The sequence below is a fragment of the Pseudomonas ulcerans genome (assembly GCF_036324125.1).
GTDB classification, from domain to species: Bacteria; Pseudomonadota; Gammaproteobacteria; order Pseudomonadales; family Pseudomonadaceae; genus Aquipseudomonas; species Aquipseudomonas ulcerans.
This window is the reverse complement of the sequence record NZ_JAZDQN010000050.1, coordinates 1-26,466: the sequence shown is the minus strand read 5'-3', so window position 1 is coordinate 26,466 and position 26,466 is coordinate 1. Positions and strand designations below refer to the sequence as shown.

Sequence of the window (26,466 nt, the reverse complement as noted above, 5' to 3'; positions counted from 1 at the left end):
CTCAGGCTCCTGCCAGTTCGTTCATCAGTTTTTCGATATCGGACAGGCCGTCTTCGGTGAGCGACAGGCCGGTGTCGGCGAAGGCCAGGAGGAAATCGTTCAATTGCGGTTTCTCGAAGATAAGGCGCAGCGGTACGTCGATACCGAGGCCGGATTGAATGCGTGAGACCAGTTGCGCGGCCAGCAGGGAATGCCCGCCCAGCTCGAAGAAATCATCGAGCAGGCCGACGCGCTCGACCTTGAGCACCTCGGCCCAGATCGCCGCCATCTGCTGTTCCTGCTCGCTGACCGGAGCCACGTAGCTGCGCTGGGCCAGGCTGGCGTCCGGGGCCGGCAGGGCCTTGCGGTCGAGCTTGCCGTTGGGCGTCTGCGGCATCTTTTCCAGCCACACCAGGTGGCCCGGCACCATGTAGTCCGGCAAGCCGGCCTTGAGATGGGCCTTGAGGGCGTTGCGCAGCTCGGTGCTGTCCTCGTCGGCGACCAGGTAGGCGGCCAGTTGCTTGTGGCCGGCCAGGTCGATATCGATCACCACGGCCTGGTGTACTGCCGGGTGCTCCAGCAGCCGCGCCTCGATCTCGCCCAGCTCGATACGGAAGCCACGGATCTTCACCTGGTGGTCGAGACGACCGACGTACTCGATCACCCCGTCAGCGTGGTAACGGGCCACGTCGCCGGTGCGGTACAGGCGGCCGCCCGTGGTCGAGAACGGGTCCGGCACGAAGCGCTCTGCGGTCAGCGACGGACGCTGATGGTAGCCGCGAGCAAGACCTTCTCCGCCGATCAGCAGTTCGCCCCGTGCGCCTACCGGCAGCACGTCGAGGTCGTCGCTGACGATATGCAAGGTGGTGTTGGCCAGTGGCTTGCCCAGCCAGACGTCATCGCTGCGGGTCAGGTAGTGGCGCGCCGACCAGATGGTGGTCTCGGTCGGGCCGTAGACGTTCCACACATGCCCGGCCTGGTCGATCAGGCGCTGGGCCAGTTCCGCGCTCAATGCTTCGCCGCCACAGAGAATGGTCTTGCCCTTCAGGGCATCAGCCGGAGCAGCGTCGAGAATCATCCGCCAGCTGGACGGCGTGGCCTGGATCACGCTCACACCCTGCTCGGCGATCACCTGTAGCAGTGCCTGCGGGTCCTTGTTCTGGTGCGGCTTGAGCAGCACCACCGAGGCCCCGCGAATCAGCGGCAGGTACAGCTCCAGGCCGGCGATATCGAAGGACAGCGAGGTCAGCGACAGCACCCGGTCGTTGGCGCTCAGCCCCGGCTGCCCGGCCATGCTGAACAGGAAGTTGACCAGGGACTGATGCTGCAGGGTCACGCCCTTCGGCAGGCCGGTGGAGCCGGAGGTGTAGATCACGTAGGCGAGGTTTTCCGGCGCGGCCGAAGGCGGCAGGTTGTCCTGCTCGTAGCCTTCCAGCCAGTCGCCTTCCTGGTCCAGGCACAGGGTTTCAACGCCCGCCGGGATGGTCAGTTGCTCCAGCAACGACGACTGGCTGAGCAGCAGCTTCAGGCCACTGTCCTGCATCATGTAGGCCAGCCGGTCACGGGGGAAATCCGGGTCCAGCGGCACGTAGGCGCCGCCGGCCTTCATGATCGCCAGCAGGCCGACGAGCATTTCCGCACCCCGCTCCAGCGCCACGCCCACCAGCACATCCGGGCCGACGCCCAGTTCGCGCAGCTTGTACGCCAACTGGTTGGCATGGCCGTTGAGTTGCCCGTAGCTCAGGGTGATATCGCCCAGGACCAGCGCGGTGGCCTCCGGCGTCGCCCGCACCTGCGCCTCGAACAGCGCCGGCAGGCACTGCTGGCGCGGGTAGTCGGCCTGGCTCTGGTTCCAGTCCACCAGGATCCGCCGGCGCTCGTCGCCGTCCAGCAACGGCAGGTCGGCGATGCGCTGCCGGGCATCGGCGCAGATCCCTTGCAGCAGGTTGCGCCAGTGCCCGGCCAGGCGGGCGATGGTCGCGCCGTCGAACAGCGCCGTGGCATAGCTCAGTTCAGCCGCCAGGCCAGCGGCATGCTCGACGGTGTTCAGGGTCAGGTCGAACTGCGCCGACTGGCTGTCGGCGGCAAGCACCTCGACGCTCAGCCCCGGCAATTGCCGCGCCGTGCCCCGGGCCTCGGCCTGATGGTTGAACATCACCTGGAACAGCGGGCTGTGGCTGAGGCTGCGCTGCGGTTGCAGGGCTTCCACCAGTTGCTCGAAGGGCAGTTCCTGGTGCGCCTGGGCCTGCAGGGCGGTCTGCTTCACCTGCTGCAACAGCCCGGCGAAGGTGGTGTCCGCGCTGAACTCGGCCTTGAGCACCTGGGTGTTGACGAAGAAGCCGATGAGCTTCTCGGTCTCGGCCCGGGTGCGGTTGGCGATCGGCACGCCGACGCGGATATCCGCCTGGCCGCTATGGCGCTGCAGCAGGGTCTGGAAGGCCGCCAGCAGGAGCATGAACAGGGTCACGCCGTGCTGCCGTGCCACGGCCTTGAGGCTGTCCACCAACGCCGCGTCGAGGCTGATGGCATGGCGCGCGCCGGCCAGTTGCTGGATCGCCGGACGCGGGCGGTCGGTGGGCAGTTCCAGCACCGGCTGCGCACCGCCCAACTGCGCGGTCCAGTAGTCGAGCTGGCGCTGCTGTTCGCCGGCTTCCATCCACTGGCGCTGCCACAGGGCGTAGTCGGCGTACTGGATCGGCAAGGCATCGAGGCGGGTTTCCCGGCCCTGGCTGAAGCCTTCGTAGAGGCGCACCAGTTCGTCGACCATGATCGGCATCGACCAGCCATCGGAGACGCCATGGTGCTGGGTCAGCACCAGCACATGGCGGTCCTCGCCCAGGTGCAGCAGCCTGACCCGCAGCAACGGGCCCTGTTGCAGGTCGAACGGACGCCGTACCTCACGGGCGATGCAGTCTTCCAGGGCCTCGCCGGCCGCCAGCGTTTCCACTGCCAGCACCAGTGGCGCGGCCGGATGGACGATCTGCACGGCCTGTTCGCCGTCCTGGCGGAAGGTGGTGCGCAGGGTTTCGTGGCGGGCGATCAGCGCACTGAAGCTGGACTCCAGCGCCTCGATATCCAGCGCACCGTCCAGGCGCAGGGCCACGGGGATGTTGTAGGCGGCGCTGTCAGGCTCCAGTTGCCAGAGGAACCACTGGCGTTGCTGGGCGTAGGACAGGGCCAGCGGCTGCTCGCGGTCGGCGCGGACCAGGGCCGGTGCCTGGCTGGCCGGGCCTTGTTGCGCAGCAGCGGCGAAGGCCGCAAGGTCGGCGGACTCGAACAGATCGCGCAGGGACAGCTCCAGGCCCAGTTGCTGGCGCACCCGGGAGACCACCTGGGTGGCCAGCAGCGAGTGGCCGCCCAGTTCGAAGAAGTTGTCGCTGAGGCCGACCTGTGCCACCTGCAGGACATCGGCCCAGATGGCCGCCAGTTGCTGTTCCAGTTCGCTGACCGGCGCCACGTAGGCACCTTGCGCGGCGGAGGCGTCCGGCTTGGGCAGGGCCTTGCGGTCCAGCTTGCCGTTGGCGGTCAGCGGCATGGTGTCGAGCACTATCAGGTGCGCCGGGACCATGTAGTCCGGCAGGTTGGCCTTGAGATACGCCTTCAGGGTGTCGCGCAGATCGCTGCCAGCAGCGTCGTGCGGCACCAGGTAGGCCGCCAGTTGCTGGCCGGCCGGGCCGTCGACGGCGAGCACGATCACTTCGCGCACGGCGTCGTGTTCTTGCAGGCGCGCTTCGATCTCGCCCAGCTCGATACGGAAGCCACGGATCTTCACCTGATGGTCGATACGGCCGGCGTATTCGATCACCCCTGCGTCACGGAAGCGGGCAAGGTCGCCGGTGCGGTACAGGCGGCTGCCATCGGCGGCGAACGGGTTGGGCACGAAGCGTTCTGCGGTCAGCGCGGCGCGGTTGTGGTAGCCGCGGGCGAGGCCGGCATGGCCGACATGCAGCTCGCCACACACACCCGGGGCTACAGGGTTGAAATCGGTGTCGAGGACGACCATCGACAGGTCCGGGATCGCCTCGCCGATCGGGCTGACTTCGGCCTGTTGCAGGTCGGCCTTGCTGATCGGCCGGTAGGTCACGTGCACCGTGGTTTCGGTGATGCCGTACATGTTGATCAGCTGAGGCTGCTGATCGCCGAAGCGCTCGAACCAGGGTTGCAGGCTGCCGACGTCCAGCGCCTCGCCGCCGAAGACGACATAGCGCAGGGCCAGGGCATCCGGCGCATCACAGGCGACCCGGGCCAGTTGCTTGAACGCCGAGGGCGTCTGGTTCAGCACGGTGACCTGCTCGGCCACCAGCAGCTTGTGGAAATCATCCGGCGAGCGGGTGACTTCGCGTGGCACGACCACCAGGCGACCGCCATGCATCAGCGCACCGAAGATCTCCCACACGGAGAAGTCGAAGGCGTAGGAGTGGAACAGGGTCCACACGTCCTTCTCGTCGAAGCCGAACCAGGCCTCCGTGGCCTCGAACAGGCGCAGCACGTTGCTGTGCGGCAGCAGCGCGCCCTTCGGCTTGCCGGTTGAGCCGGAGGTGTAGATCACGTAGGCCAGGTTGTCCGGCGTGGTCAGGTTCACCGGGTTTTCTTCGCTGTGGCCCGTCAGTGCGCTCGGCAGCAGATCCGCCTGGGTCAGCAGCAACCTGATCCCGCTGTCCGACTGCATGTAGTCCAGACGGTCCTGTGGATAATCCGGGTCCAGCGGCACATAGGCACCGCCCGACTTGAGGATGCCCAGCACGCCGACCAGCATGTCCAGGCCACGCTCGATGGACAGCCCCACCAGCACATCCGGCCCCACGCCCTGCCCGCGCAGCTTGTGCGCCAGCTGGTTGGCCCGTGCGTTGAGCTGCGCATAGGTCAGCTGCTCGCCGGCGAAGCTCACCGCCACTGCCTCGGGCAGCCGTGCCGCCTGGGCTTCGATCAGTTGATGAATGCACGCCTCGTTCGGGAAGCGGGCAACGTCCTGCATCGGCGTCGAAGGCAACGCCAACTGGCCCAGCCGCGCCTGAGGGTCAACGACCAGCGCCGCCAGCAGGTGATTGAAATGCGCCGCCAGTTGCGCCACCGCCCGCTCGCCGAAATGCCGGCGGTCATGGCTGATGCGCAGCGACAGGCGCTCGCCGGTATTGACCACCAGGGTCAGCGGATAATGGGTCTGTTCCCGGGTGCGCACGTCGCCGAACACCAGTCCGTCCGGCGCCGCCTGTTGCAGGGCATCGGAAATCGGGTAGTTCTCGAACACCAGGATATTGTCGAACAGCGCCTCGCCGCTCCAGCCGGCCCAGCGCTGCACCTCGTACAGCGGCGTGTGCTCGAACTCGCGCAGGGCCAGGTTGAGCGCCTGCACCTGCTGCACGAAGTCGGCAACGGACTGCTCCGGACGCGGGCTGGCGACCACCGGCAGGGTGTTGATGAACAGGCCCAGCTGTTCCTCGACACCGGCCAGCTCGCTGGGTCGCCCGGCCACGGTGGCGCCGAAGGTGACGCTGGACTGCCCGGTGTAGCGCTGCAGCAGCAACAGCCACGCGGCCTGCACCAGGGTGTTGAGGGTGACCCGCTGTTCCCGGGCGAAATCGCCGAGACGGCGGGTCAGGCCGGCATCCAGGTCTTCGAGATGATCGCCGTAGCCCTGGCCCTCTCCCGCGCCCTTGAGGGCCTGGGCCAGACGGGTCGGTTCGTCGAAGGCGGCCAGTTGCTCCACCCAGAAGCGCTCGCCGGCCGCGGCGTCCTGCTGCTGCAGCCAGCGGATGTAGTCGCGGTACTGGCTGCCCTGCCCCGTCGGCGCGTGGCCGGCGTAGCGCTGCAGGACCTCGCCGAGCATGCGCGAGCTGCTCCAGCCGTCCATCAGGATATGGTGGCTGGTGTAGATCAGTTCATGACGGTCGTCGTCGGTGCGGATCAACGCCACCCGCAGCAGCGGGCCGCGAGTCAATTCGAAACCCTTGTCGCGCTCGATCCGCGCCCAATCGTCCAGCCAGGCATCCAGGCTTTCGCGGCCGCGGGCATCGATTTCCACGAACGGCAGCACCACCTGGCGCTGCACCACCTGCACAGGGTGCGCGGCGTCGCTGACGAAGCTGCTGCGCAGCACTTCATGCTGGTCCAGCAGCCCCTGCCAGGCTTCACGCAGGCGCGCGGCGTCGAGGCCGCCGACGCTGACCCGCAGCTGGTTGACGTAATCGCCTGCGCCCTGCGCATACAGGCTGTGGAACAGCATGCCCTGCTGCATCGGCGACAGCGGGTAGATGTCCTCGATGCCGGCGGCGGCCAGCGGCAGGCGATCGAGTTGTTGCTGGGTCAGCGCCGCCAGCGGGAAGTCCGACGGCGTGACGCCGTGATGGCCGGCCACGCAATGCTCCACCAGGTCTTGCAGCGCCCGCTCGTAGTCGCGGGCCAGGGCCTCGATGGTTTCGCTGCGGAACATCCCGCGGCTGTAGGTCCAGTCCAGGCGCAGCTGGCCGTCGAACACCTGGCCGTTGATACCCAGCCAGTTGCCCAGCGGGCCCTCGGGGCACAGCGGCTGGCCGCTGCCTTCCGGGGCGAGGCCGAAGGCGGCGTCCTGCTCGAAGCTGCCGTCGAACTGGCCGAGGTAGTTGAAGGTCACCCGTGGCTGTGGCAGCGCCGCCAGCGCGTGGGCGAAGTCACCATCGCCGAGGTAGCGCAGCACGCCGAAGCCGATGCCCTTGGCCGGCACGCCGCGCAACTGTTCCTTGATGGCGCACAGCGATGCGGCCGGGGTCGCGCCCGGGGTCAGGCGCACCGGGAACAGGCTGCTGAACCAGCCGACGGTGCGGCTCAGGTCGAGGCCGTCGAACAGGTCTTCGCGGCCATGGCCTTCCAGTTGCACGCGCACCGAAGGCTGCCCGCTCCACTGGCACAGGACCTGGGCCAGGGCGGTCAGCAGCAGGTCGTTGACCTGGGTGCGGTAGGCCGCCGGGGCGACCTTGAGCAGTTGCGTGGTCAACTGCGCATCGAAACGCGAGGTGGCATGGGCGGCATCCTGCACGCGCAGGCTGCCTTGCGGGTTGTCCTGCGGCAGGTTGTCTGCGGCACCGTCGAGCACGCCGCGCCAGTAGTCGCGCTCGGCTTCCAGGGCCGGGCTGTTGGCGTAGGCATGGAGCTTTTCGGCCCAGTCCTTGTAAGCGCTGGTCTTGGCCGGCAAGGCCGGGGCGCGGCCCGCCGCGATGGCGCTCCAGGCCTGTTGCAGGTCTTCCAGCAGCACGCGCCAGGACACGCCATCCACCACCAGGTGATGGATCACCAGCAGCAGGCGCTGCGAGCCGTCCGCCAGGTCCACCAGCACGGCGCGCAGCAGCGGGCCACTCTTCAGGTCGAGGCTGCGCTGGGCTTCGTCGGCCAGGGCGTCGAGGTCGTCGCTGCTGCGGGTCCACAGCAGCGAGGTGCTGTCCAGCGGCGCGAACACCGCCTGCCAGCCGGCGTATTGCCGGGCGAAATTGAGGCGCAGGGCATCGTGCTGCTCCAGCAGGGCATGCAGCGCCGCCTGGAGATGGGCAGGGTCGACCCTCTGTCCCGGCTTGAGCAGCACCGACTGGTTCCAGTGCTGGCGCTGCGGGATGTCCATTTCGAAGAAGCGCGCCTGGATCGGCAGCAGCGGCAGGTTGCCGCTGACCTGCTCGACCACCGGGGCCACGGCCTTCTTCTCGATCAGCCTGGCCACCGTGGCCAGCTGGCCGATGGTCTGTTTCTCGAACAGCTGCTTGGGATTGAGCTTGATCCCCTGGCGCTTGGCCCGGGCGATGATCTGCAGGCTGAGGATCGAGTCGCCACCCAGTTCGAAGAAGTTGTCGGTGCTGCCGACCTGTTCCAGCTTGAGCACGTCGCGCCAGATGGCCGCGAGCTTTTCCTCGATCTCGCCCTGGGGCGCCACGTAGCGCTGCTGCACCGCGCCCGGCCTTGGCAGGGCACGCTTGTCCAGCTTGCCGTTGGCGGTCAGCGGCAGTTGCTCCAGCAGGACGACCTGCGCCGGCACCATGTACTCCGGCAGCACCCCGGCCAGTTGCTGGCGCAGGGACTCGGCGCTAGCGCCTTCGGCCACGACCCAGGCCAGCAGTTGCAGGCGGCTGGCATCGTCGTCCTGCGGCACGGCGAGGACCACGGCCTGTTGCACCAGGCCTTGCAGCACCCGCGCGACTTCCGCCGGTTCGACGCGGTAGCCGCGGATCTTCACCTGGTCGTCGGCGCGGCCGATGAATTCCAGCTGGCCTTCGCGGTTGCGGCGCACGCGGTCGCCACTGCGGTACAGGCGCGCACCGGCCGGGCCGTGCGGGTCCGGCACGAAGCGCTCGGCGGTCAGCGCCGGCTGGCCGAGGTAACCCAGGGCCAGGCTGTCGCCACCGATATACAGCTCGCCGGGCACGCGCTCGGCGACGCCGTTGAACACATCGTCCAGCACCCGTACCACGGCACCCGGCAACGCTTCGCCCACTGGCACGACCTGGGGGATTTCGCCGGTGACTTCATGGGTCAGCACGCCGACCGTGGTTTCGCTCGGGCCGTAGTGGTTGACCACGCGGCACTGCGGACGCAGCTCGCGCACCCGCTCCACCAGCCCGGCCGGACAGGCTTCGCCGCCGACGATCAGCAGGTGCCGTGGCAGCACGTCCGCCGGCCGCGCGGCCTGGAGCAGCGCGGCAAGATGGCCGGGAACGATCTTCAGCACGCCGACCTGGTGGGTCGCCATGTAGTCGGCGAAGGCGTCCGGGTCGAAGCCCAGGGCCTCGGGCAGCACATGCAGGGTGCGCCCGGCGCACAGGGCGCCGAACAGCACGGTGTGGCCGAGGTCGGCGGCGATGGTCGAGGCCAGCGCCATGCTCGCCTCCGGTGCCGGTTGCAGGCGCGCCAGCAGGCCGCGCACGTAGCTGGCCAGGGCGCCATGGCTGACCAGCACGCCCTTGGGCTGGCCGGTGGAGCCGGACGTGTGGATCACGTAGGCCGGGGACTGCGCGGGCAGGGTGACGGTCGGCGTGGTGTCCGGTTGCTGCTCCCACAGCGTCGGCTGCCAGGCGATATCCACCGCCACGTCGAGGCGCGGGGCACCTTCGCCACGCAGCACGGCCTTGGCCCCGGCGCGCTCCAGCATCTGCTGCAGGCGCTCGTCCGGAGCCTTCACATCCAGCGGCATGTACACCGCACCGGCCTTGAAAATCGCCAGCAAGGCGGTCAGCCAGGGCAGCGAGCGCTCCATCAGCACCGCCACCGGCTCGCCCTGGGCGACGCCCTGTTGCTGCAGGTGATGGGCGAGACGGCTGGATGCCTGGTCCAGCTCGCGCCAGGTCAGGCTCTCGCTCAGGCAGCGGGCAGCGATGGCCTCCGGCTGGCGGGCGACATTGGCCTGCCACTGGCTCAGCACCGAAGGCGCCGCCGGCAGTGCCTGGACGGCCTCGGCTTGCGGCAACGCGGCAAGCTGGTAGAGCGGCGCTTGCGGCGCATCCAGCACGGCGTCGAACAGCGCCAGCAGTTGCGGAATGAACGCCTCGACCGTGGCGCGCTGGTAAAGGTCGCTGGCATAGGCGATATCGCCGTGGATCAACTGGCCGTCATCGGTGATGTCCAGGGCCAGGTCGAAGTGCGCGCCCTCGCGCTGCATCGGGTACTCGCTGACCTCCAGCCCCGGCAGCTTCAGTGACAGCTCCTGCTTGAGCACCACGTTCTGGTTGAACTTGGCCTGGAACAGCGGGTTGTGGCCAAGGTTGCGCTCCGGCGCCAACTGGTCCACCAGTTGCTCGAAGGGCACATCCTGATGGGCCTGGGCCTCGAACGAGGTCTCGCGGATCTGTGCCAGCAGGTCGAGGTAGCTCAGGCGCTCGTCCAGTTGGCAGCGCAGCACCTGGGTGTTGATGAAGAAGCCGATCAACCCTTCGGTCTCGCTGCGGCCGCGGTTGGCGTTGGGCACGCCGATACGGATATCGCGCTGCCCGGACTGGCGCGAGAGGAACAGCGAGAAGCCGGCCAGCACCAGCATGAACAGGCTCATGCCCTGGCTGCGGGCGAAGGCGTTGAGGCGCTGCGAGCGCGCGGCGCCGAAATCGAATTTCAGGTGCGCGCCACGGAAGCTCTGGGCCGGCGGGCGCGGGAAGTCCTGGGCGGCTTCCAGCAGCGGTTGCTCGTCACCCAGCTGGCGGCGCCAGTAGTCGAGCTGGCGCTCGCCCTCCCCGGCTTCCAGCCACTGGCGCTGCCAGATGGCGTAGTCGGCGTACTGCAATGGCAGCGCCGGCAGATAGGGTTGCGCGCCCTGGCTGAAGGCCTGGTAGCTCTGGGCGAACTCCTTGACCATCACTTCCATGGACCAGCCATCGGAGACGATATGGTGCATGCACACCACCAGCACATGCTCGTCGTCACTCACGCGCAACAGGCAGGCGCGCAGCAGCGGGCCCTTGAGCAGGTCGAACGGCCGGGCGATGAATTCGCCGGCCAGGCGCTCCAGCTCGGCATCGCTGGCCGGCTCGGCGCGCTGCAGGTCGATGGACAGCTGCGGCAGGATCACCTGGCGCGGCTGCTCGCCATCGGTGCTGAACACGGTGCGCAGCACTTCATGGCGTTGCAGCAGGTGGTCGAACGCGCGTTGCAGGGCCTGCTCGTCCAGCTGTCCGCGCAGACGCAGGGCGGTGCTCATCTTGTAGGCATCGCTGCCCGGGTCGAGCTGCCAGAGGAACAGCAGGCGCTGCTGGGCGTAGGACAGCGGGATCAGCTCGACGTCGTGGCGGCTCTCGACGATCGGCAGCAGGCTGAAGTCCTTGCCGTCCGCCCGCAGCTTGGCGAGGAACTGACGGCGCTGGTCGAGCGACAGACCGACAAAGCGTTTGGCGATACGTGCAGTGGTGGTCCCGCTCATGCTTCGGTTTCCTCCAGTGAATCCATGAACTGGTCCATGTCGTCCCAGTCATCATCGGTCGTGGTAGTGCTCAACGCCGCCACGGCAGCGGCCAGCTGGCTCAGCAGCGGCTGTTCGAACAGGGTGCGCAGCGGCAGGCTGACCCCCAGGTGCTTCTTGATCCGCGCGACCATCTGCGCCGCCAGCAGGGAATGCCCGCCCAGCTCGAAGAAACTGTCGTTGAGGCCGACCCGCTCGATCTTCAGCACCTCGGCCCAGATCGCCGCCAGTTGCTGCTCGATATCGGTGACCGGCGCCATGTAGCGCGCCTGCGCCTGGCTGGCGTCCGGCTGCGGCAGGGCCTTTCGGTCGAGCTTGCCGTTAGGCGTGAGGGGCATGGCATCGAGTGGGATGAAGAAGGTCGGGACCATGTAGTCCGGCAGGTGGGCCTTCAAGGCAGCCTTGAGCGAGTCGACATCGAGTTCGCTACGCAGGGTCAGGTAGGCCGCCAGTTGCTTGCCTTGCGGCCCCTCGATATCGAGGACCACGGTTTCGCGGATCGCCGGCTGTTCCAGCAGGCGGGTTTCGATCTCGCCCAGCTCGATGCGGTAGCCGCGGATCTTCACCTGGTGGTCGGCGCGACCGACGTATTCCAGCACGCCATCGACGCGGCGGCGGGCCAGGTCGCCGGTGCGGTACAGGCGCTCGCCCGGGGCGCCGAACGGATTCGGCACGAACACCGGCACGGTGCGGCGGGTATCGCTCACATAGCCGCGGCCGACGCCGGTACCGGCGACGCACAGCTCGCCCACGGCGCCCAGCGGCACCAGTTCCAGGGCATCGTCCAGCAGGTAGATCAGGTTGTTGTCGGTCGGCGTGCCGATCGGCAGGTAGGTGCTTTCGGTGGCGGCCAGGTCGACGCGGAAGAAAGCCACATCGTCCGAACACTCGGCCGGGCCATAGGCGTTGACCAGGCCGATCTGTGGATAACGCAGCAGCCACTGGCGCGCCAGTTCCGGCGGCATGGCTTCGCCGGTCGGCAGCATCCAGCGCAGGCCGTCGAGGTTGACGCGTTCTTCGGCCAGCAGGCCCTGGATCAGCGACGGGACGCTTTCCAGCACGGTAATGCCCTGCTCCACCACATGGGCCAGCAACGCCTGCGGATCACGAGCGATATCGTTCGGCACGATATCCACGCGGGCGCCGAACAGCGGTGCGGCGAGGAACTGCCAGACCGAGATATCGAAGCTCTGCGAGGCGGTCTGGGCGATCACGTCCTTGTCGCTCAGGTCGAGGTACGGAACCTTGCTCAGCTGGTTGTTGAGCATGCCGCGCTGTTCGACCATCACGCCCTTCGGCAGGCCGGTGGAGCCCGACGTGAAGATCACGTAGGCGAGGTTGTCCGGGGCGCTGTAGCGGCCCGGGTTGGTGATGGCATCGCTTTGCTGCACCTGTTCCCAGACCAGCAGTTGCACGCCCTCCAGCCCAACCAGCAATTCACGCGCCTGAGCCTCGCACGCGGCGCTGCACACCAGCACCGGCGCCCCGCTCTGCCCGATCACGCCGCTCAGGCGCTGGTTCGGCAGCGCCGGGTCCAGCGGCAGGTAGCCGGCACCGGCCTTGAAGCTGCCGACGATCATGCCCAGCAGGTCCGGGCCACGCTCGGCGAGCAAGGCGATCGGCTGGTCGAAGCCGGCGCCCGCTGCAATCAGGGCATGGCCCAGGCGGTTGGCCCTGGCGTTGAGCGTTGCGTAGCTCTGCTGCTGATCGAGAGAGCTGACGGCAATCCGTTCCGGCTGGGCTGCCACGCGCTCTTCGAACTGCGCCACATAGCTGCGCCCCAGCGGATACTCGCGGGCGCTGTGGTTGCAGCCGCGGGTCAGAAACGCCTGTTCCTCGTCGCCCAGCAGCGGCAACTGATCGATGCGCGCCCGGGGGTTGGCGCAGATCCCGCCCAGCAGGGTGCGCCAGTGGCCGGCCATGCGCCGCACCGTGGCTTCGTCGAACAGGTCGGTGGCGTAGGTGAAGGAGGCCTTCAGTTGCTCGCCTTCGCCGCTGGTTTCCAGCATCAGGTCGCTGCCCGCCGCCTGCGGGCGCTGGTCTTCGCCCAGTTGCTCGGCGCTCAGGCCGGCGACCGTCAGGCCGCAGGCCAGTTGCCGACCCTGGATGGCATTGACCAGCGGACGGTGGTTGAACATCACCTGGAACAGCGGATTGCGGTTCTGGCTGCGCGGGATCTGCAAGCCGTCGACGATGGCATCGAACGACAGCTCCTGGTGCGCCTGGGCGCCAAGGGCGGTCTGGCGCACGGTCTGCAACAGGGCGTCGAAACGGCTGTCGGGGAGGACTTCGCTGCGCAGCACCTGGGTGTTGACGAAGAAGCCGATCAAGCCTTCGGTTTCACTGCGGGTGCGGTTGGCGATCAGCCCGCCGACGCGGATATCGCGCTGGCCGCTGTAGCGGTGCAGCAGGGCCTTGAACGAGGCCAGCAAAACCACGAACAGGGTCACGCCCTGCTGCTGGGCGAGGCCTTGCAGGTTTTTCAGCAGGCTGCTGTCGAGGTCGATTTCCAGGCACTTGCCCTGTTGGCTGGGCAGTTGCGGATGGGGGCGGTCGGTGGGCAGTTCCAGCAGCGGATGCTCGTCGCCCAGGTGGGCGCGCCAGTACGCCAGCTGCCGCGCCTGCTCGCCGGCGTCCAGCCAGGCGCGCTGCCACAGGGCGTAGTCGCGGTACTGGATCGACAGCGGCGCGAGCTCGACGGGCTTGCCGGTCACCAGGGCGTCGTAGCAGGCCAGGCACTCGTCGATCAGCACGCCCATGGACCAGCCGTCGGTGATGATGTGGTGCAGGGTCAGCAACAGCACGTGCTGCTGCGCGGCCAGGCGCAGCACGCGCACGCGGAAAAGCGGGCCCTGTTGCAGATCGAAGGGGGTCAGCGCCTCGCTGGCCATCGCCTCGCGGGCGGCGAGCCACTGCTGGGCCTCGGGCAGTGCGCTGAGGTCGCGCAGGGTGATATCCACCGAACCGCTCTCGGCGACGCACTGGATCGCCTGTTCGCCGTCCTGGGCGAAGGTGGTGCGCAGGCTTTCATGGCGCTCCACCAGCACGGCGAAGGCGCGCTCCAGGGCAGCCATGTCGAAGGGACCGTTCAGGCCGACCGACACCGGCAGGTTGTAGGCGGGGCTCTGCGGATCGAACTGCCAGAGGAACCACATGCGTTGTTGGGCATGGGACAAGCCGTCGCGCTCGGCGAGCCCGGCGCAGGACGGAATCGGAAACTGGGCGAAGTCCACCTCTTCCCGACGCAACGCGTCGAGGAACAGGCTGCGTTTCTCGGCAGGCAACTCGACGAAACGGCGGGCGAGTGTCCGGGCTTGTTCGGCATTCATGCAGTGGGTCCTTGCTGATCGGCGTGACCGTGGCTTGGTCGTATGAACAAGAACGAACTGGAAGGGAAATATTTAGAAAGGAATGGCGGCGTTGGTCGGGGAAGCGTATCGGGGCTGTAGCGCCTTTGAGATCGAGCCGTACATCGCGCCGTGCATGCAGGTGTTTTTCTAGCTCACCCAAGATCAAGCGCCGCCCCCGGGGTGTCATATAAAGCTACGAAAAGCGCGTAATTTCTTCCTTTCTTGTAGGCAATTTCCCAAGCATACTTCCGCGCCTCGTTTGACATTGCGCTTCTGGAAATCGGCACCTAGGCTGCGTCGGTCGCCGCTTGCTGGCGATCAGGTTTGGTCACCTGTCGATTATGCGGAGTTGCTCATCTTCAACGTTGAGCGCGTTGGCTGCTGCTATGGCGGCTGTGCGCGGAGCACCCTAGGGTGCGCCGGATAATGCTCCTGTAATCCCGGTTGACCAATCCGCGTACAGTCGCCACCCAATCGTTTGGTCACGTACTGGATGGCGATCCCTTTGAATTACAGGAGCGTCATCATGATCAAACCCGTACCCGATCCACCCCGTACCGCCCACACCCACTTCGCCACCTGCAACGGCACCCACCCACCGCTGTTCGCCGTCTGCGAAGGCGCCAGCCTGGAAGATGCCCTGGTGCATATCAGCCTGTCCCTGGCCTCGGCCTACGAAACCAACTACCAACTCTGCGAATCGGGCGGCAAGCCGGTCCAGGGCCTGGCCTGGGCCACGCAGCATGCGCTGGAGATCAGCCAGGCGCTGGTTGAGTCGCTGTTGAAGGGGATCAGACAGTCCCTGGTTTGATATGGGCTGTATCGCGAAGAAGGCTGCAGGCATCGTCCTGTGGCCTTTTTTGTTGGGCTTTCCACCTGCACCGAGCAGCTTCCAAAAATCCCTATACATCTCTCGGAAACGTCTGATGTTTTTTCCCGTCTCGGGACTTCAGGGTTGCAGCCTTCCAACCGACGGGCACCACGGTTTTTTCATTCCGAAGAAGTCCGCGCGGCCTGCAAGCAAGGAGCAACCCCATGGACGCCGACATTCCACGCTTCACCAACCGAACCTCGCCTGTCATCCCGGGCTTCGTCCTCTCCGGCGAGGACAGTTAAGCCATGGCGCGCTCAACGCTCAACGGCCTGGGACAAGGCCTCGATGGCGACAAGACCACTACCGGTGCGACCTGCATCAGCAGCTTGCCCAACATGTCGCAGGAAGACCGGGGCGTGCTGCGTCTCGGTGACAAGACCACGCGGTGCCCTCGGTGCGGTGAAGTGGGCGTCATTGCCGAAGGATCACAGATCTTCAAGTGGTATGACATTCCCACTGCGCTGGATGGTGCGCGCATTCAGTGTGGCTGTCCGGTAGGCAGCAATCGCTTGATCGCCATAGCGGGCTCACCTCCGGCGGGCACCGCCCCGGCAGCCTCGCCTCGTAGTGCGATCACTCCAACCAGTGCACAACCCGCCGCCCAACCGGCTGCCGCTGCGCGTTCGGCCTCGCCCTTATCGTCGACTGGAACGCCAGTGCGTCCGAGCACTGAAGACAACGAGCCTGTCGAGCCCGGTTTCTATATCGTGCCGAAGTCCATCAACCGACGTGCGCTGGAAGCTGAATTGTTCGGTGACCTACCTTCGCCAGACGTGCTGCGCAAGTTCAATGGCCTTAACGGCAGTCTCGGTGATGACATCGTGAAGGCGGGGCAACTGGTCGTTCTCAGTGATCCGCGTAACAACATGTGCATGCGGGAAGAAGCGCATTTGATGCAGGCGGCGGAGGAAACGGCCGAGGCGTTGAGGGAATTAGCGCCGGAGGAGGCTGATTTAATGGTGAAGCATCAGGCAGCAATTGCTGCCGTGCTCGGCGAAGTGTCCACCTGGGTTGGCGTTACTACAGCAGTACTTGAAAAACACATGAAAGACTTGACCCGGATATTGATTGATCTCGAAAAACTACATCAAGAGACTTACCGTGTGCATGGCCATTTGCGTGGGGCCGATTTTTTCGAAAGACGTAAAAATTTACTGGACGAATTGGACACCAGTTTCTTCAAGTCAAACAAGCTACGCAGTGTCACCTCACTTGGCAGTCACCCCAAATTGAAAAAAGCCTTGGGAATCTCGACAAAAAGCCTTGTTCATCATTGGAACAAAGCAGGTGGACCAGGGCCTATCCCAGGATATTCAAATTATGTAAATGCCGTCGCCAAGGCGGAGAAATATATGAAGGTGGGTGGCGCTGTCGCCATAGGCATTGGTGGTGTTTCTTCAGTACTGGCAATTAAGGACGTTTGCATGGCTGGCACGGAAGAAGCTTGCAGGAAGAAGATTTTGACTGAAGGGAGCAAGTTTTCCGGAGCGACGGTGGGAGGAGTTGCCGGTGCGAAGTTAGGAGTCAAGTATAGTCCCGCTATCTGTGTCAGCCGTAGCAGCAGTCCTAGTGCGAGAGAAATTCTTGTATGCTCGCTGGTGGTTGTAGGAGGTGCATCCTGGCTAGGAAGTTTCTTCGGTGGGAAGGGTGGTGAGCGGAGTGGAGAAGTCATGCATGACTTTTATCTATATGACTGATCTGAACAACTGGCCAAAATCAATGGTCCTATTTCTCATAGTTGGGGTCGCGCTAGTTTTCTTCTGCTGGCTCGCTTTCAGGCTGTACATTACGAAAAGATACTGGAGCGATATATCTTCTTCATTTTCGAATAGCCCACTCATCAACTCGACCATTTCCGCACTTCAAGCCCAAGGACTTTTTGCACGGAGCTTCGCCATTGACTTTATCAGTGGGACGCTGTCCTGTTCGAAGGTACTGATTCGTAAGCAGAGAGTGTCCCACGATGACATTAAGTCTTTCCCCTCACATCTCAGAAGTTTGTTTTCCAAGGAAAGCCTGATTTTTCGGGTTTTCATACTATGGTCCATTGTCCTCTATCTGCTCTTGGAGTTCAGAGGACACAGCTCCTGAGGTTGCGCCGCGCGGGCGGCGCTCGATCTCAAAGGGCGCTGAAGAACTCAAGACAGGCGCGCACCGACGCAATCTCCAGCCCCCTCCCCTCAGAACCGCGTACGCATCGTAAACATCAAATTCCGCGGAGTACCAAAGTACGTACTGTTCTCCACCGTCCCCGTCTGCGAGTAGTAGGTCCGGTCGAACAGGTTCTCCACATTCACCGACAGATTGACGTTCTGGCTCAGGTCATACCCAACCCGGGCGTTGTACACCGCATAACCGCCGGTCTCGTTCTTCACGCCGGTACCGGGCACCGTGTCGATATAGCGACCATAGACACCACTCTGGATATTCCCACCCACACCAACCTGCCACTTGGACCACTCGCCCGGCAGTTGATAGTTGGCCCACAGGCGCAGCATGTGTTCCGGCATCGCGGTCAGGAACGACGTGCCCTCCAGCGCCACGTTGTCCGGGTTGCGCACGTACTGGCTGCGGTTGTAGGTGTAGCCGGCACTCAGCTCCAGCCCCGGCAGCACCTTGCCCGAGACTTCCGCCTCGAAACCTTCGGACCGCACCTTGCCACCGGCGACGTAGCAGCGGCAGGTGGCCGGCTGGGTCTGGTCGGTCTGGGCGCGACCCGAGTAGTTGGTGCGGAAGATGGCGAAGGCGGTGTTCAGCGCGCCGTCATACAGCTCGCCCTTGATCCCCAGTTCGTAGGACTCGCCGGAACGCGGTGCCAGCGGGTTGCCGGCCGCGGTTTCGTAGCTGAGCTGCGGGGTGAAGATCTCGGTGTAGCTGGCATAGGCCGACCATTCCGGGTTGAGCGCATAGACCAGGCCGTAGAACGGCACGACCTTGGCGTTGGTCTTCTGCGCGGTGAGGGTGTGCCGGCCATTGAGTTCGTTGAGCTGGTCCTGGGCGTAGTCCCACCAGCTGACCCGGGCGCCGACGATCACGTCCAGCGGGTCGATGACGTTGACCCGCAGCGAGCCATACACCCCTTGCTGGTCGAGGGTGGCGGTGGTGGTGCGGTATTTGTCGGTGAGGTCGTACTTGGGCGGGTCGAACTGGGTGATGTCCGGAATGAAGTCGTAGGCGCCGTTGTACCAGGTGACGTCGTAACGCCCGGCCACGCGCTTGCTGTGGGAGACGTTGCCACCGAGGATCAGTTCGCTGCGCCGGCCCAGCAGTTCGAAGTTGCCGTTGAGGAACAGGTCGGTGTTGTACTGGTAGTTGTTTTCGCCGCGGCCCTCGGCCCAGTTGTAGGCGCCGGAATTGTCGGCCGGGTCGATCAGGCCGCCGGTGTTGCTGTACAGCGCGTCGAGATTGAGCCGGGTGTAGTTGCTGGAAAGGGAGACTTTCCAGTCCTCGTTGAGCTGGTGCCTGGCCTCGATGAAGACCTGGGTCGACTCGACGTCGTTGTAGTCCGAGGGCGAGCTGAGGTTGGTGGAGCGCTTGAAGTCGATCTTCGAGCCGTCGCGGTAGGTGGGCAGGCCCCAGTCCATGGTCGCGTGGTTGTTGGCGTTCTGGTAGTTGAAGCCGACGCTGAGCAGGGTGTCCGGGGTCAGGTCGAATTCCAGCACGCCGTAGGTGGAAGCCCGCTCGCTCTTGCCCTCGTCGTAGAAGTAATGCCGCGAGCCGTAGGCGGTGGCCAGGCGGCCGCGCACGGTCTTGTCGGCGTTCAGCGCGCCCTGCACGTCGACTTCCTGGCGGTAGTTGTCCCAACTGCCGGCCTGGGTGACGGTGTTGAGCTGGAACTCGGCACCGGCCCGCTTGCGCACCAGGTTGATCGCACCGCCCGGCGAGCCCGCGCCCTGGAACAGGCCGGACGAGCCCTTGAGCACTTCCACCCGCTCGTAGGCGATCAGGTCGGTCCAGTTCAGCGAGGTGATGCCGGTGCTGGTGCCGGCGGGAATCGGGATGCCGTTGATCTGGAAGTTGTCGATCTCGAAGCCGCGGGCGTAGGGCTGGTTGTCGCCGTTCAGCGCGCCATAGGCGACCACGCCCTGGACGTTGTTGTAGACGTCGTTGAGGGTGGTGATGTTCTGGTCCTTGAGGCGCTGGGCGGTGAGTACCGTAACCGTCTGCGGAATCTCCTTGAGGCTGCGCTCGCTCTTGCCGATGGTCACCGCGCCGGTGGTGTAGGAACGGGTGTACTCGGTGTTCACCCCCAGGGTCTGGCCGTCGATGCTGGTGGGCGCCAGTTGCAGCGCGCCGCTCGGGTCGGCGGCGGGCAGCAGCAGGTAGTTGCCCTGAGCGTTGCGGACCACGGTCAGGCCGGTGCCGGCGAGAATCCGCGCAAAGCCCTGCTCCACGCTGTACTGGCCCTGCAGGCCGGCACTGGTCTTGCCGTTGGTGAGGCGCGCATCGGTGGCCAGCGGGATCGCCGCCTGCCTGCCGAACTGGCCGAGGGCCTGGTCCAGCGGGCCGGCGGCGACGCTGAAGGTGCGGACCGCGCTTGCCGTCGACACGCTGTCGTCGGCCTGGGCGGTCAGGTTGCAACCGAGCAGCAGGCTGCCCACCAGGGTCAGGTGCAGGGCCGAGGTACGGGTGTCGTGGATGGCGCGGGCCAGCGGGTGGAGACGATGCGTCATGGAGAGTTTCCGAGAGGTTCAAGGGGCCGCGTCAGCAGCGGGATTACCCCTAGGCCAATCGAGCGCGAGAAATCTGCCAGCCGGGTGAAAAAATTATCCGGCCTGTCGTGCTGCGACCGTGACCCAATAACGCGTGCGATGCCTGACGCTGACCGGCAGGCTGTCCACCAGTTGCGAGAAGATCCGCTCCTGGTCATCCAGCGGGAAGGAGCCAGTCAGGCGCAGTTCGGCCACCGCCGGCTCGCAGCGCAGGATGCCGCGGCGATGGCGGGCCAGTTGGGTGACGAAATCCGCCAGGCGCATGCGCTCGGCAACCAGGAAGCCATCGATCCAGGCTGTCGCGCCAGGGTCGATCGGCGCCAGCTGCGACACGCCGCGCGCATCGATGAACACCTGGTTCCCGGCCTCCACCACCTGTGCCTCGCGTCGACCGGGCACGGCTACCGACACACGCCCGCTGCTCACCGACAAGCGCGTGCCGCTGCCCGCTTCGTCGCAGCGTACGCAGAAGCGCGTACCCAGCGGCTGCAGCAGTGCATCCGGGGTCTGCACCCGCAGCGGCCGGCCGGCGGGGTCGTGGCCGGTGAGAATGTCCACTTCACCAAAGCGCAGCACGATCCGCCGCTCGCCGTCGCTGAAGCGCAGGTCCACGGCGCTGGCGGTGTTCAGCCACAGCTGGGTGCCGTCGGCCAGGGTCTTGTGCAGGCGCTGGCCGGTGGCGGTGGCGAGGTCGGCCAGTTCGCCCTGGACCCAGTGGCTGTCCTTGCCGTGCCAGGCGGCGGCGCCAAGCACGCCGACGCCGAACAGCAGCTTCAGCACCTGGCGGCGGTCGCCACTGACGTAGCGGGTGTGCTGCAAGGCCCCGCGCGCCACCGGGTTTTCCAGCAGCCGCGCGTGATTGCGCAGCACCCCCGGCAGTTGCGCCATGCGCTGCCAGGCGCGCTCGTGCTCGCTGTCGCTCTGCCGCCAGCGTTGCAGTTGCTGCAGCTCGGCCTCGCTGATATCGCCGGACTGGGTCAGGCTGAACCAGGCCAGCGCCTGGTCGCGCACGCGGGGGCTGATCGGGGCTTCCGGCACGGTGCTCACTCGAACAGGCTGGCGTAGCAGCGGCTGAACGCCTTGAGCATGGCCTTCTGCACCTGGTTGACGCTCAGGCCCAGTTGCGCGGCGATCTGCTTGTAGGACAGGCCATCGAGCTGCGAGAGCAGGAACACCTCCCGCACCCGCGGCGACAGGCCATGCAGCACGGCATCGATCTCGGTCAGGGTTTCGATCAGCAGGTAGCGCGCCTCGGCGGACAGGTCGAGCGCCTCCGGCTGCGCCGCCAGGGCCTCGGCATAGGCCCGCTCCACCGCCAGGCGGCGCCAGCGGTTGACCAGCAGGCTGTTGGCGATGGTCGCCAGGTAGGCCAGGGGCTGCTTGAGCTCGGCGACCGGACTGCGGGCGCGGATGATGCGCACGAAGGTGTCGTGGGCCAGGTCATCCGCATCCGCCGCCTCGCCCAGGCGGCGCTGCAACCAGCCCTTGAGCCAGCCATGATGTTGCAGGTAGAGGACTTCGACGTCCTGTTCGAATGAGTTGTGCGTGCCCATGGGACAGAACGCCTGCGTAGATGGTAACGATTCGCAATACTATCGATTCGCTCAACCGGGACGCAACTGCCTTGCTGAAACGCGGACCCTGTAGGAGCGGGTTCACCCGCGATGACGCCAGTGAATTCACTATCGCAATCGCGGGTGAACCCGCTCCTACAGGGCTCGTGCCACTCCTGATGCGGCTCTGTGAACTAGCGCTCCGAATGCCCCCGCGCCATCGCCACCACCACCTTGCGCTTGCCAGTGAACGGCGAGCGCGCATGGGCCGCAAGCATGTTGTCGAGCATCATCACGTCGTTTTCCAGCCAGGGGAACTTGATGGTGCATTCGTCCAGCACCCCGCGCACCTCGTCCAGCAGGTCCACCTCGATCGGCGAGCCGTCGCCGTAGTAGACGTTGCGCGGCAGCTCGTCCTCTTCCACCACGTCCAGCAGGCTCTCGCGCACTTCCGGCGGCAGGTTGGAGACGTGGAACAGGTGCGCCTGGTTGAACCAGACCATGTCCTGGGTCACCGGGTGCCGCGCCACCGACTGGCAGATCTGCCGGGTGCGCAGCTCACCGTCGTCCTTCCACTCGCACTGGATCGAATGGGCGCGGCAATAGGCCTCGACCACGCTTTCGTCCTCGGTGTTGAACACCTGGCTCCATTCCACGTCGAGGCCGTTGCCGTAGTTGCGCACGTACATCAGCTTCTTCTCGATGAAGCGCTCGCGGATCCGCGCCGGGATCCGCCGGTAGATCTCGCGGCTGTCGGCGATCGGCGTCTCGCCGCCGGTTTGCGCGGCGATCATGCTGTAGAACCAGATGCGCATCGGCCAGTCGAGGGTGTAGGCCTGCTCGTTGTGCAGCGGGATGCTCTGGTGCGCCGGGTATTCGGTGGAGGTGTAGACGCCCTTGGTCACGTTGCTGCGCGGGGTCGAGCCGAACTCGTAGCTGAGCAGCGGATCGCCGAAGCCCGCGGCAAATTCGCGAAAGCGCTCGGCGCCCCCCACCTCGAAGCCACGGAACAGAATGCCGCCGGCGGTGTGCAGGTGCTGCGCCACCAGCGGCTTGAACTCGCCGAGCGTTTCCATCAGGTCCAGCCCCGGCTCCGGCGCCTCGATCAACAGGGGCAAGGTGCCCGCACCCTCCAGCAAGGGCCGGATGTCCAAACTCAACGCTTCACTCATGAAGATTTCTCCCTGGTCGGTGCGAACGCCCGAGCCCCAGCGGTCGGGCACGCACCCTGTGCAGATGGAACGTTTGGCCGTGGCGGAAAATTAATCCCGCCTGGCGTGTCGTTGTGCCGCAGAAACATTTACTTGCAACTGGCGACTAAAATGCACGCGCCCTTGTTCGTAGAGAAATGGATGCAGCGGTCGCACCCGGCCGCTTTCACCGACAGCGAAAGCGAGAGCGCAACCCATGTCGAAGAAGTCCCGCTCGAAACTCTGGTTCCTGGTGCACAGCTGGCTGGCCCTGCCGATCTGGTTCTTCGTGCTGATCGTCTGCGTGACCGGGACCCTGGCCGTGGTGAGCAAGGAAATCATGTGGCTGGCCTACCCGGAGATGCGCGCCACCGCGCCGACCGACGATGCCGAGCGCCTGAGCTTCCAGCAGATCAAGGACCACCTCGACCAGAAGAACCCGGACGCGACCCTCGGCGCCCTGTTCCAGCCGGACGGCGACTATTTCGCCCTCAACGCCACCCTGACCCTGCCCGGCGGCCGCTCCACCATCGCCTACATCAACCCGTACAGCGGCGAGATCCAGGGCTACGCGCCAGACTTCGACTTCCGCCGCTTCACCCGCGCCCTGCATGGCTGGTGGCTGGTGCCGTTCACCAACGGCTATCCGTGGGGCTGGTACCTGGTGGCCTTCCTCGGCCTGCCGATGCTGGCCTCGCTGGTCACCGGGCTGGTGGTGTACAAGCGCTTCTGGAAAGGCTTCTTCAACCCGGTGCTGCGCCTGCGCCACGGTGCACGGATCTTCTGGGGCGACCTGCACCGGCTCAGCGGCATCTGGTCGATCTGGTTCATCGCGACCATCTCCATCACCGGCACCTGGTTCCTGATCCAGGCGATCCTCAGCGACAACCAGATCAGCATTTCCAGCTACTCGCCGGTGACCTCGGTGATCACCCACGGCAGCGTGCCCCTGACTGCGGACGGCAACCCGCCGCCGATGGTCAGCCTGGACCAGGTCCTGAAGGTCGCGCAGGACAAGGTCCCGAGCCTGGACGCGAGCAATATCTTCCTGCCCAGCAACACCTACGGCACCCTGCAGGTGGCCGGGCGCAGCTGGTATCCGCTGATGGCGCAGTCGGTGAACGTCCATCCCTACACCGGCGAGGTCACCTCGTCGCGGCTGCTGTCGGACCGCACGCCGCTCGAGTTCGTCACCGAATCGATGCGGCCGTTGCACACCGGTGATTTCGGCGGCTTCTGGATCAAGGCGATCTGGGCCTTCTTCGGCCTGGTGCTGTCAGTGATGGTGCTCAGCGGCCTGCTGATCTGGAGCAAGCGCACCGCCCTGGCCACCGCCGCCGCGCTCAAGCGCGAGACCCGTGAAGCGCGCAAGCCGCGCAATGCCGAGCCCCTGGAGAACCCGTCATGAGCAAGGACCTGGCAACCCCGGCACCCTCCGGCCTGGGGCGTTTCTGGCGCAAGTGGCGCTTTCACCTGAATATCCTGCTGATCCTGGTGCCGCTGGGGTTCATGCCACGCTATTTCGCCGAGACCGCGCTGTTTCGCGGCGACAAGGGCCTGGGGCAGCGGGTGGTGGGCGAAGTGCAGGTCGGGCCGTGGAGCCTGACGCTGGCCGAGCTGAAGGACAAGGCGCCGGAACTGGATGGCGTGTCCGGCTACATGAAGGGCTTCAATGCCGCGCTGTGCGACGCCTGCGCCCAGCGGGTCAAGGCCACCTACCTGAGGATCGGCAAGCCGCGCAGCTTGCGGGCGGCGGGGGTGATCTTCTTTGGCTCGGCGCATCGCCAGGGCGCGAGCTTGCCGGTGCCGCAGAACACGCCGGTGGATGCGCAGCTGTGGATCACCATGGAAGGCTGGGACGGGTCGGTACACCAGGCGGCGATCCCGCTGGAGCAGGCTTCGCCGAAGACGGTGGAGTGGCTGGCCAAGGCGGCGAGATAACTGAATCTGCATGGCCCTGAAGGGCCTGACGGAGCCTGTAGGAGCGGGTTCAGCCGCGATTGCGTCGGTGATGCCACCATCGTAATCGCGGGTGAACCCGCTCCTACAGGGATCGCGTGCACCGCAAAACGGTCAACGCCCCACCTGCTCCTCCATCTTCTTGCGCAGGCTCAACGGCCGCATATCGGTCCACACCTCCTCGATATAGGCCAGGCAGTCCTTCTTCAGGCCGCTCTTGCCCACGGTGCGCCAGCCCGCCGGGACTTCCTTGTAGTCCGGCCAGATGGAATATTGCTCTTCATGGTTGACCACCACCTGGAACAGGATGTCGTCGCGATCGAATACTGAAGTCATTGCCGTTCTCCGAAACCTTGAGGGATGACGCGAAAAATTACAGGCCGGCCACCGCCGCCGCCAGCGCCCGGGCGAAGATCGCCGCGACTTCGTCGACCTGCTCGGCAGTGATCACCAGCGGCGGCAGGAAGCGCACCACGCTGCCATGCCGGCCGCCCAGTTCGAGGATCAGGCCACGCTTCAGGCATTCGCGCTGGACCAAAGGTGCCAGACGCGGGAAGTACGGGGCATGACCCAGGGCATCCACTTCGCCATCCGGGTCCACCAGTTCGACACCGAGCATCAGCCCGCGCCCGCGGATATCGCCCAGCTGTGGATAAGCCCGCTGCAGCTCGCGCAGGTGCCCGCCCAGGCGCTCGCCCATGGTTGCGGCGTGGGCGCAGATATCGTGTTCCTTGAGGTAGCGGATCACCGCCGAGCCCGCCGCCATGGCCATCTGGTTGCCGCGGAACGTGCCGGCATGGGCACCCGGCGCCCAGCTGTCGAGCCACTGCCGATAGACCACCACCGCCAGCGGCAGGCTGCCACCGATAGCCTTGGACATCACCACCACGTCCGGGATGATCCCGGCGTGCTCGAAGGCGAACATCTTGCCGGTGCGGGCAAAGCCGCTCTGGATCTCGTCGACGATCAGCGCCACGCCGGCCTTGGCCGTGATCGCCCGCACGCCGCGCAGCCAGTCGAGGTCGGCCGGGATCACCCCGCCCTCGCCCTGCACCACCTCGACGATCACGGCGGCCGGCAGTTGCACGCCGGCTTCCGGATCGCCCAGCAGGTTTTCCAGGTAGTTGAGGTTGGCCTTGACCCCGGCCGCGCCACCCAGCCCGAACGGGCAGCGGTAGTCGTACGGGTAGGGCATGAACTGCACGCCGTTGCTCAGCAGCGCCCCCAGCGGCCGCTTCGGCCCGAGGCTGCCCATCAGGCTCAGGGCGCCCTGGCTCATGCCGTGGTAGCCGCCCTGGAACGACAGCACGGTGCTGCGCCCGGTAGCGGTACGCACCAGCTTCAGCGCGGCTTCCACCGCGTCGGTGCCGGTGGGGCCGCAGAACTGGATCTTCGCTTCCGCCGCCAGCTCGGCCGGCAGCACGCTGAACAGGTCCTGGACGAACTGGTCCTTGACCGGTGTGGTGAGGTCCAGGGTGTGCAGTGGCAGTTCATCGGCCAGCACCTGCTGGATGGCCTCGATCACCACCGGGTGGTTGTGGCCCAGGGCAAGGGTGCCGGCGCCGGCCAGGCAGTCGATGAAGCGCCGGCCCTCGACGTCCTCGACATGCAGGCCGCGGGCGCGTTTCAGCGCCAGCGGAATACGCCGCGGGTAGCTGCGGGCGTTGGATTCCTGGCGGCTTTGCCGGGCCAGCAGCGGCGACTCGTCGAACTGGTAGAGCGTTTCGCCGGCGTCCTGGTCTTCGGCAACCCTGATAGCGACTGACATCTGTGCAACCCTCGAAAAAGATGGATGAGGTGAGTTTCCTTCCTAGAAAAACGCACCAGCGCGGTAGGGATTTACAACGTGAAACAGGTTTTTTTCCACTTTGAGCATGCCCCCTGTGGGAGCGGGGTTAACCCCGATTGCGACCGTGAATTAGCCGCCGCAAACGCCGGGAAAACCCCGC

At 65.8% G+C, this 26,466-nt stretch carries 12 protein-coding genes; 4 read left to right on the top strand and 8 right to left on the bottom strand.

Annotation, left to right across the window (positions count from 1 at the left end):
• Window position 1: 1 nt before the first annotated feature.
• Entirely contained in the window at window positions 2–10,840 is a 10,839-nt protein-coding gene (locus V0R59_RS27885; RefSeq protein ID WP_330105851.1) for an amino acid adenylation domain-containing protein, read from the bottom strand.
• Window positions 10,837–14,208 (bottom strand): amino acid adenylation domain-containing protein, encoded by a 3,372-nt coding sequence (locus V0R59_RS27880; RefSeq protein WP_330105850.1) that lies wholly within the window; start codon window positions 14,206–14,208, stop codon window positions 10,837–10,839. Before V0R59_RS27880 ends, V0R59_RS27885 begins: the two co-directional genes overlap by 4 nt.
• 547 nt (window positions 14,209–14,755) lie before the next feature.
• Here V0R59_RS27880 and V0R59_RS27875 point away from each other — a divergent pair.
• Together V0R59_RS27875 and V0R59_RS27870 are read left to right on the top strand one after the other, a co-directional pair.
• Complete coding sequence (locus V0R59_RS27875) at window positions 14,756–15,040, top strand: hypothetical protein (RefSeq protein ID WP_330077265.1); 285 nt, start codon at window positions 14,756–14,758, stop codon at window positions 15,038–15,040.
• 308 nt (window positions 15,041–15,348) lie between these two features.
• Complete coding sequence (locus V0R59_RS27870) at window positions 15,349–16,800, top strand: PAAR domain-containing protein (RefSeq protein ID WP_330077264.1); 1,452 nt, start codon at window positions 15,349–15,351, stop codon at window positions 16,798–16,800.
• 483 nt (window positions 16,801–17,283) lie between these two features.
• On the opposite strand, the gene V0R59_RS27865 is transcribed toward V0R59_RS27870, so the two are convergent.
• The 4 genes from V0R59_RS27865 to V0R59_RS27850 form a co-directional block, all read right to left on the bottom strand.
• On the bottom strand, window positions 17,284–19,776 hold the full coding sequence (locus V0R59_RS27865) for a TonB-dependent siderophore receptor (RefSeq protein WP_330077263.1): 2,493 nt from the start codon (window positions 19,774–19,776) through the stop codon (window positions 17,284–17,286).
• 93 nt (window positions 19,777–19,869) lie between these two features.
• Window positions 19,870–20,853 (bottom strand): FecR domain-containing protein, encoded by a 984-nt coding sequence (locus V0R59_RS27860; protein WP_330077262.1) that lies wholly within the window; start codon window positions 20,851–20,853, stop codon window positions 19,870–19,872.
• Between the two features lie 5 nt (window positions 20,854–20,858).
• Window positions 20,859–21,368: a sigma-70 family RNA polymerase sigma factor gene (locus tag V0R59_RS27855; protein ID WP_330077261.1), complete on the bottom strand. Its 510-nt coding sequence runs from the start codon at window positions 21,366–21,368 to the stop codon at window positions 20,859–20,861.
• Between the two features lie 194 nt (window positions 21,369–21,562).
• Entirely contained in the window at window positions 21,563–22,540 is a 978-nt protein-coding gene (locus tag V0R59_RS27850; protein ID WP_330077260.1) for a TauD/TfdA family dioxygenase, read from the bottom strand.
• 235 nt (window positions 22,541–22,775) lie between these two features.
• Here V0R59_RS27850 and V0R59_RS27845 point away from each other — a divergent pair, with 235 nt between their 5' ends.
• Together V0R59_RS27845 and V0R59_RS27840 are read left to right on the top strand one after the other, a co-directional pair.
• The gene (locus tag V0R59_RS27845) at window positions 22,776–23,966 is read left to right on the top strand and encodes a PepSY-associated TM helix domain-containing protein (RefSeq protein WP_330077259.1); all 1,191 of its coding nucleotides are present in this window, start codon (window positions 22,776–22,778) and stop codon (window positions 23,964–23,966) included.
• Window positions 23,963–24,499: a thiamine pyrophosphate-binding protein gene (locus tag V0R59_RS27840; protein ID WP_330077258.1), complete on the top strand. Its 537-nt coding sequence runs from the start codon at window positions 23,963–23,965 to the stop codon at window positions 24,497–24,499. The genes V0R59_RS27845 and V0R59_RS27840 overlap by 4 nt, the downstream gene beginning before the upstream one ends.
• Window positions 24,500–24,631: 132 nt before the next feature.
• Here the strand turns inward: V0R59_RS27840 and V0R59_RS27835 are convergent, their stop codons facing one another.
• On the bottom strand, window positions 24,632–24,853 hold the full coding sequence (locus tag V0R59_RS27835; RefSeq protein ID WP_330077257.1) for an MbtH family protein: 222 nt from the start codon (window positions 24,851–24,853) through the stop codon (window positions 24,632–24,634).
• Window positions 24,854–24,890: 37 nt separating this feature from the next.
• Window positions 24,891–26,285: an aspartate aminotransferase family protein gene (locus V0R59_RS27830; RefSeq protein WP_330077256.1), complete on the bottom strand. Its 1,395-nt coding sequence runs from the start codon at window positions 26,283–26,285 to the stop codon at window positions 24,891–24,893.
• Window positions 26,286–26,466: the final 181 nt, after the last annotated feature.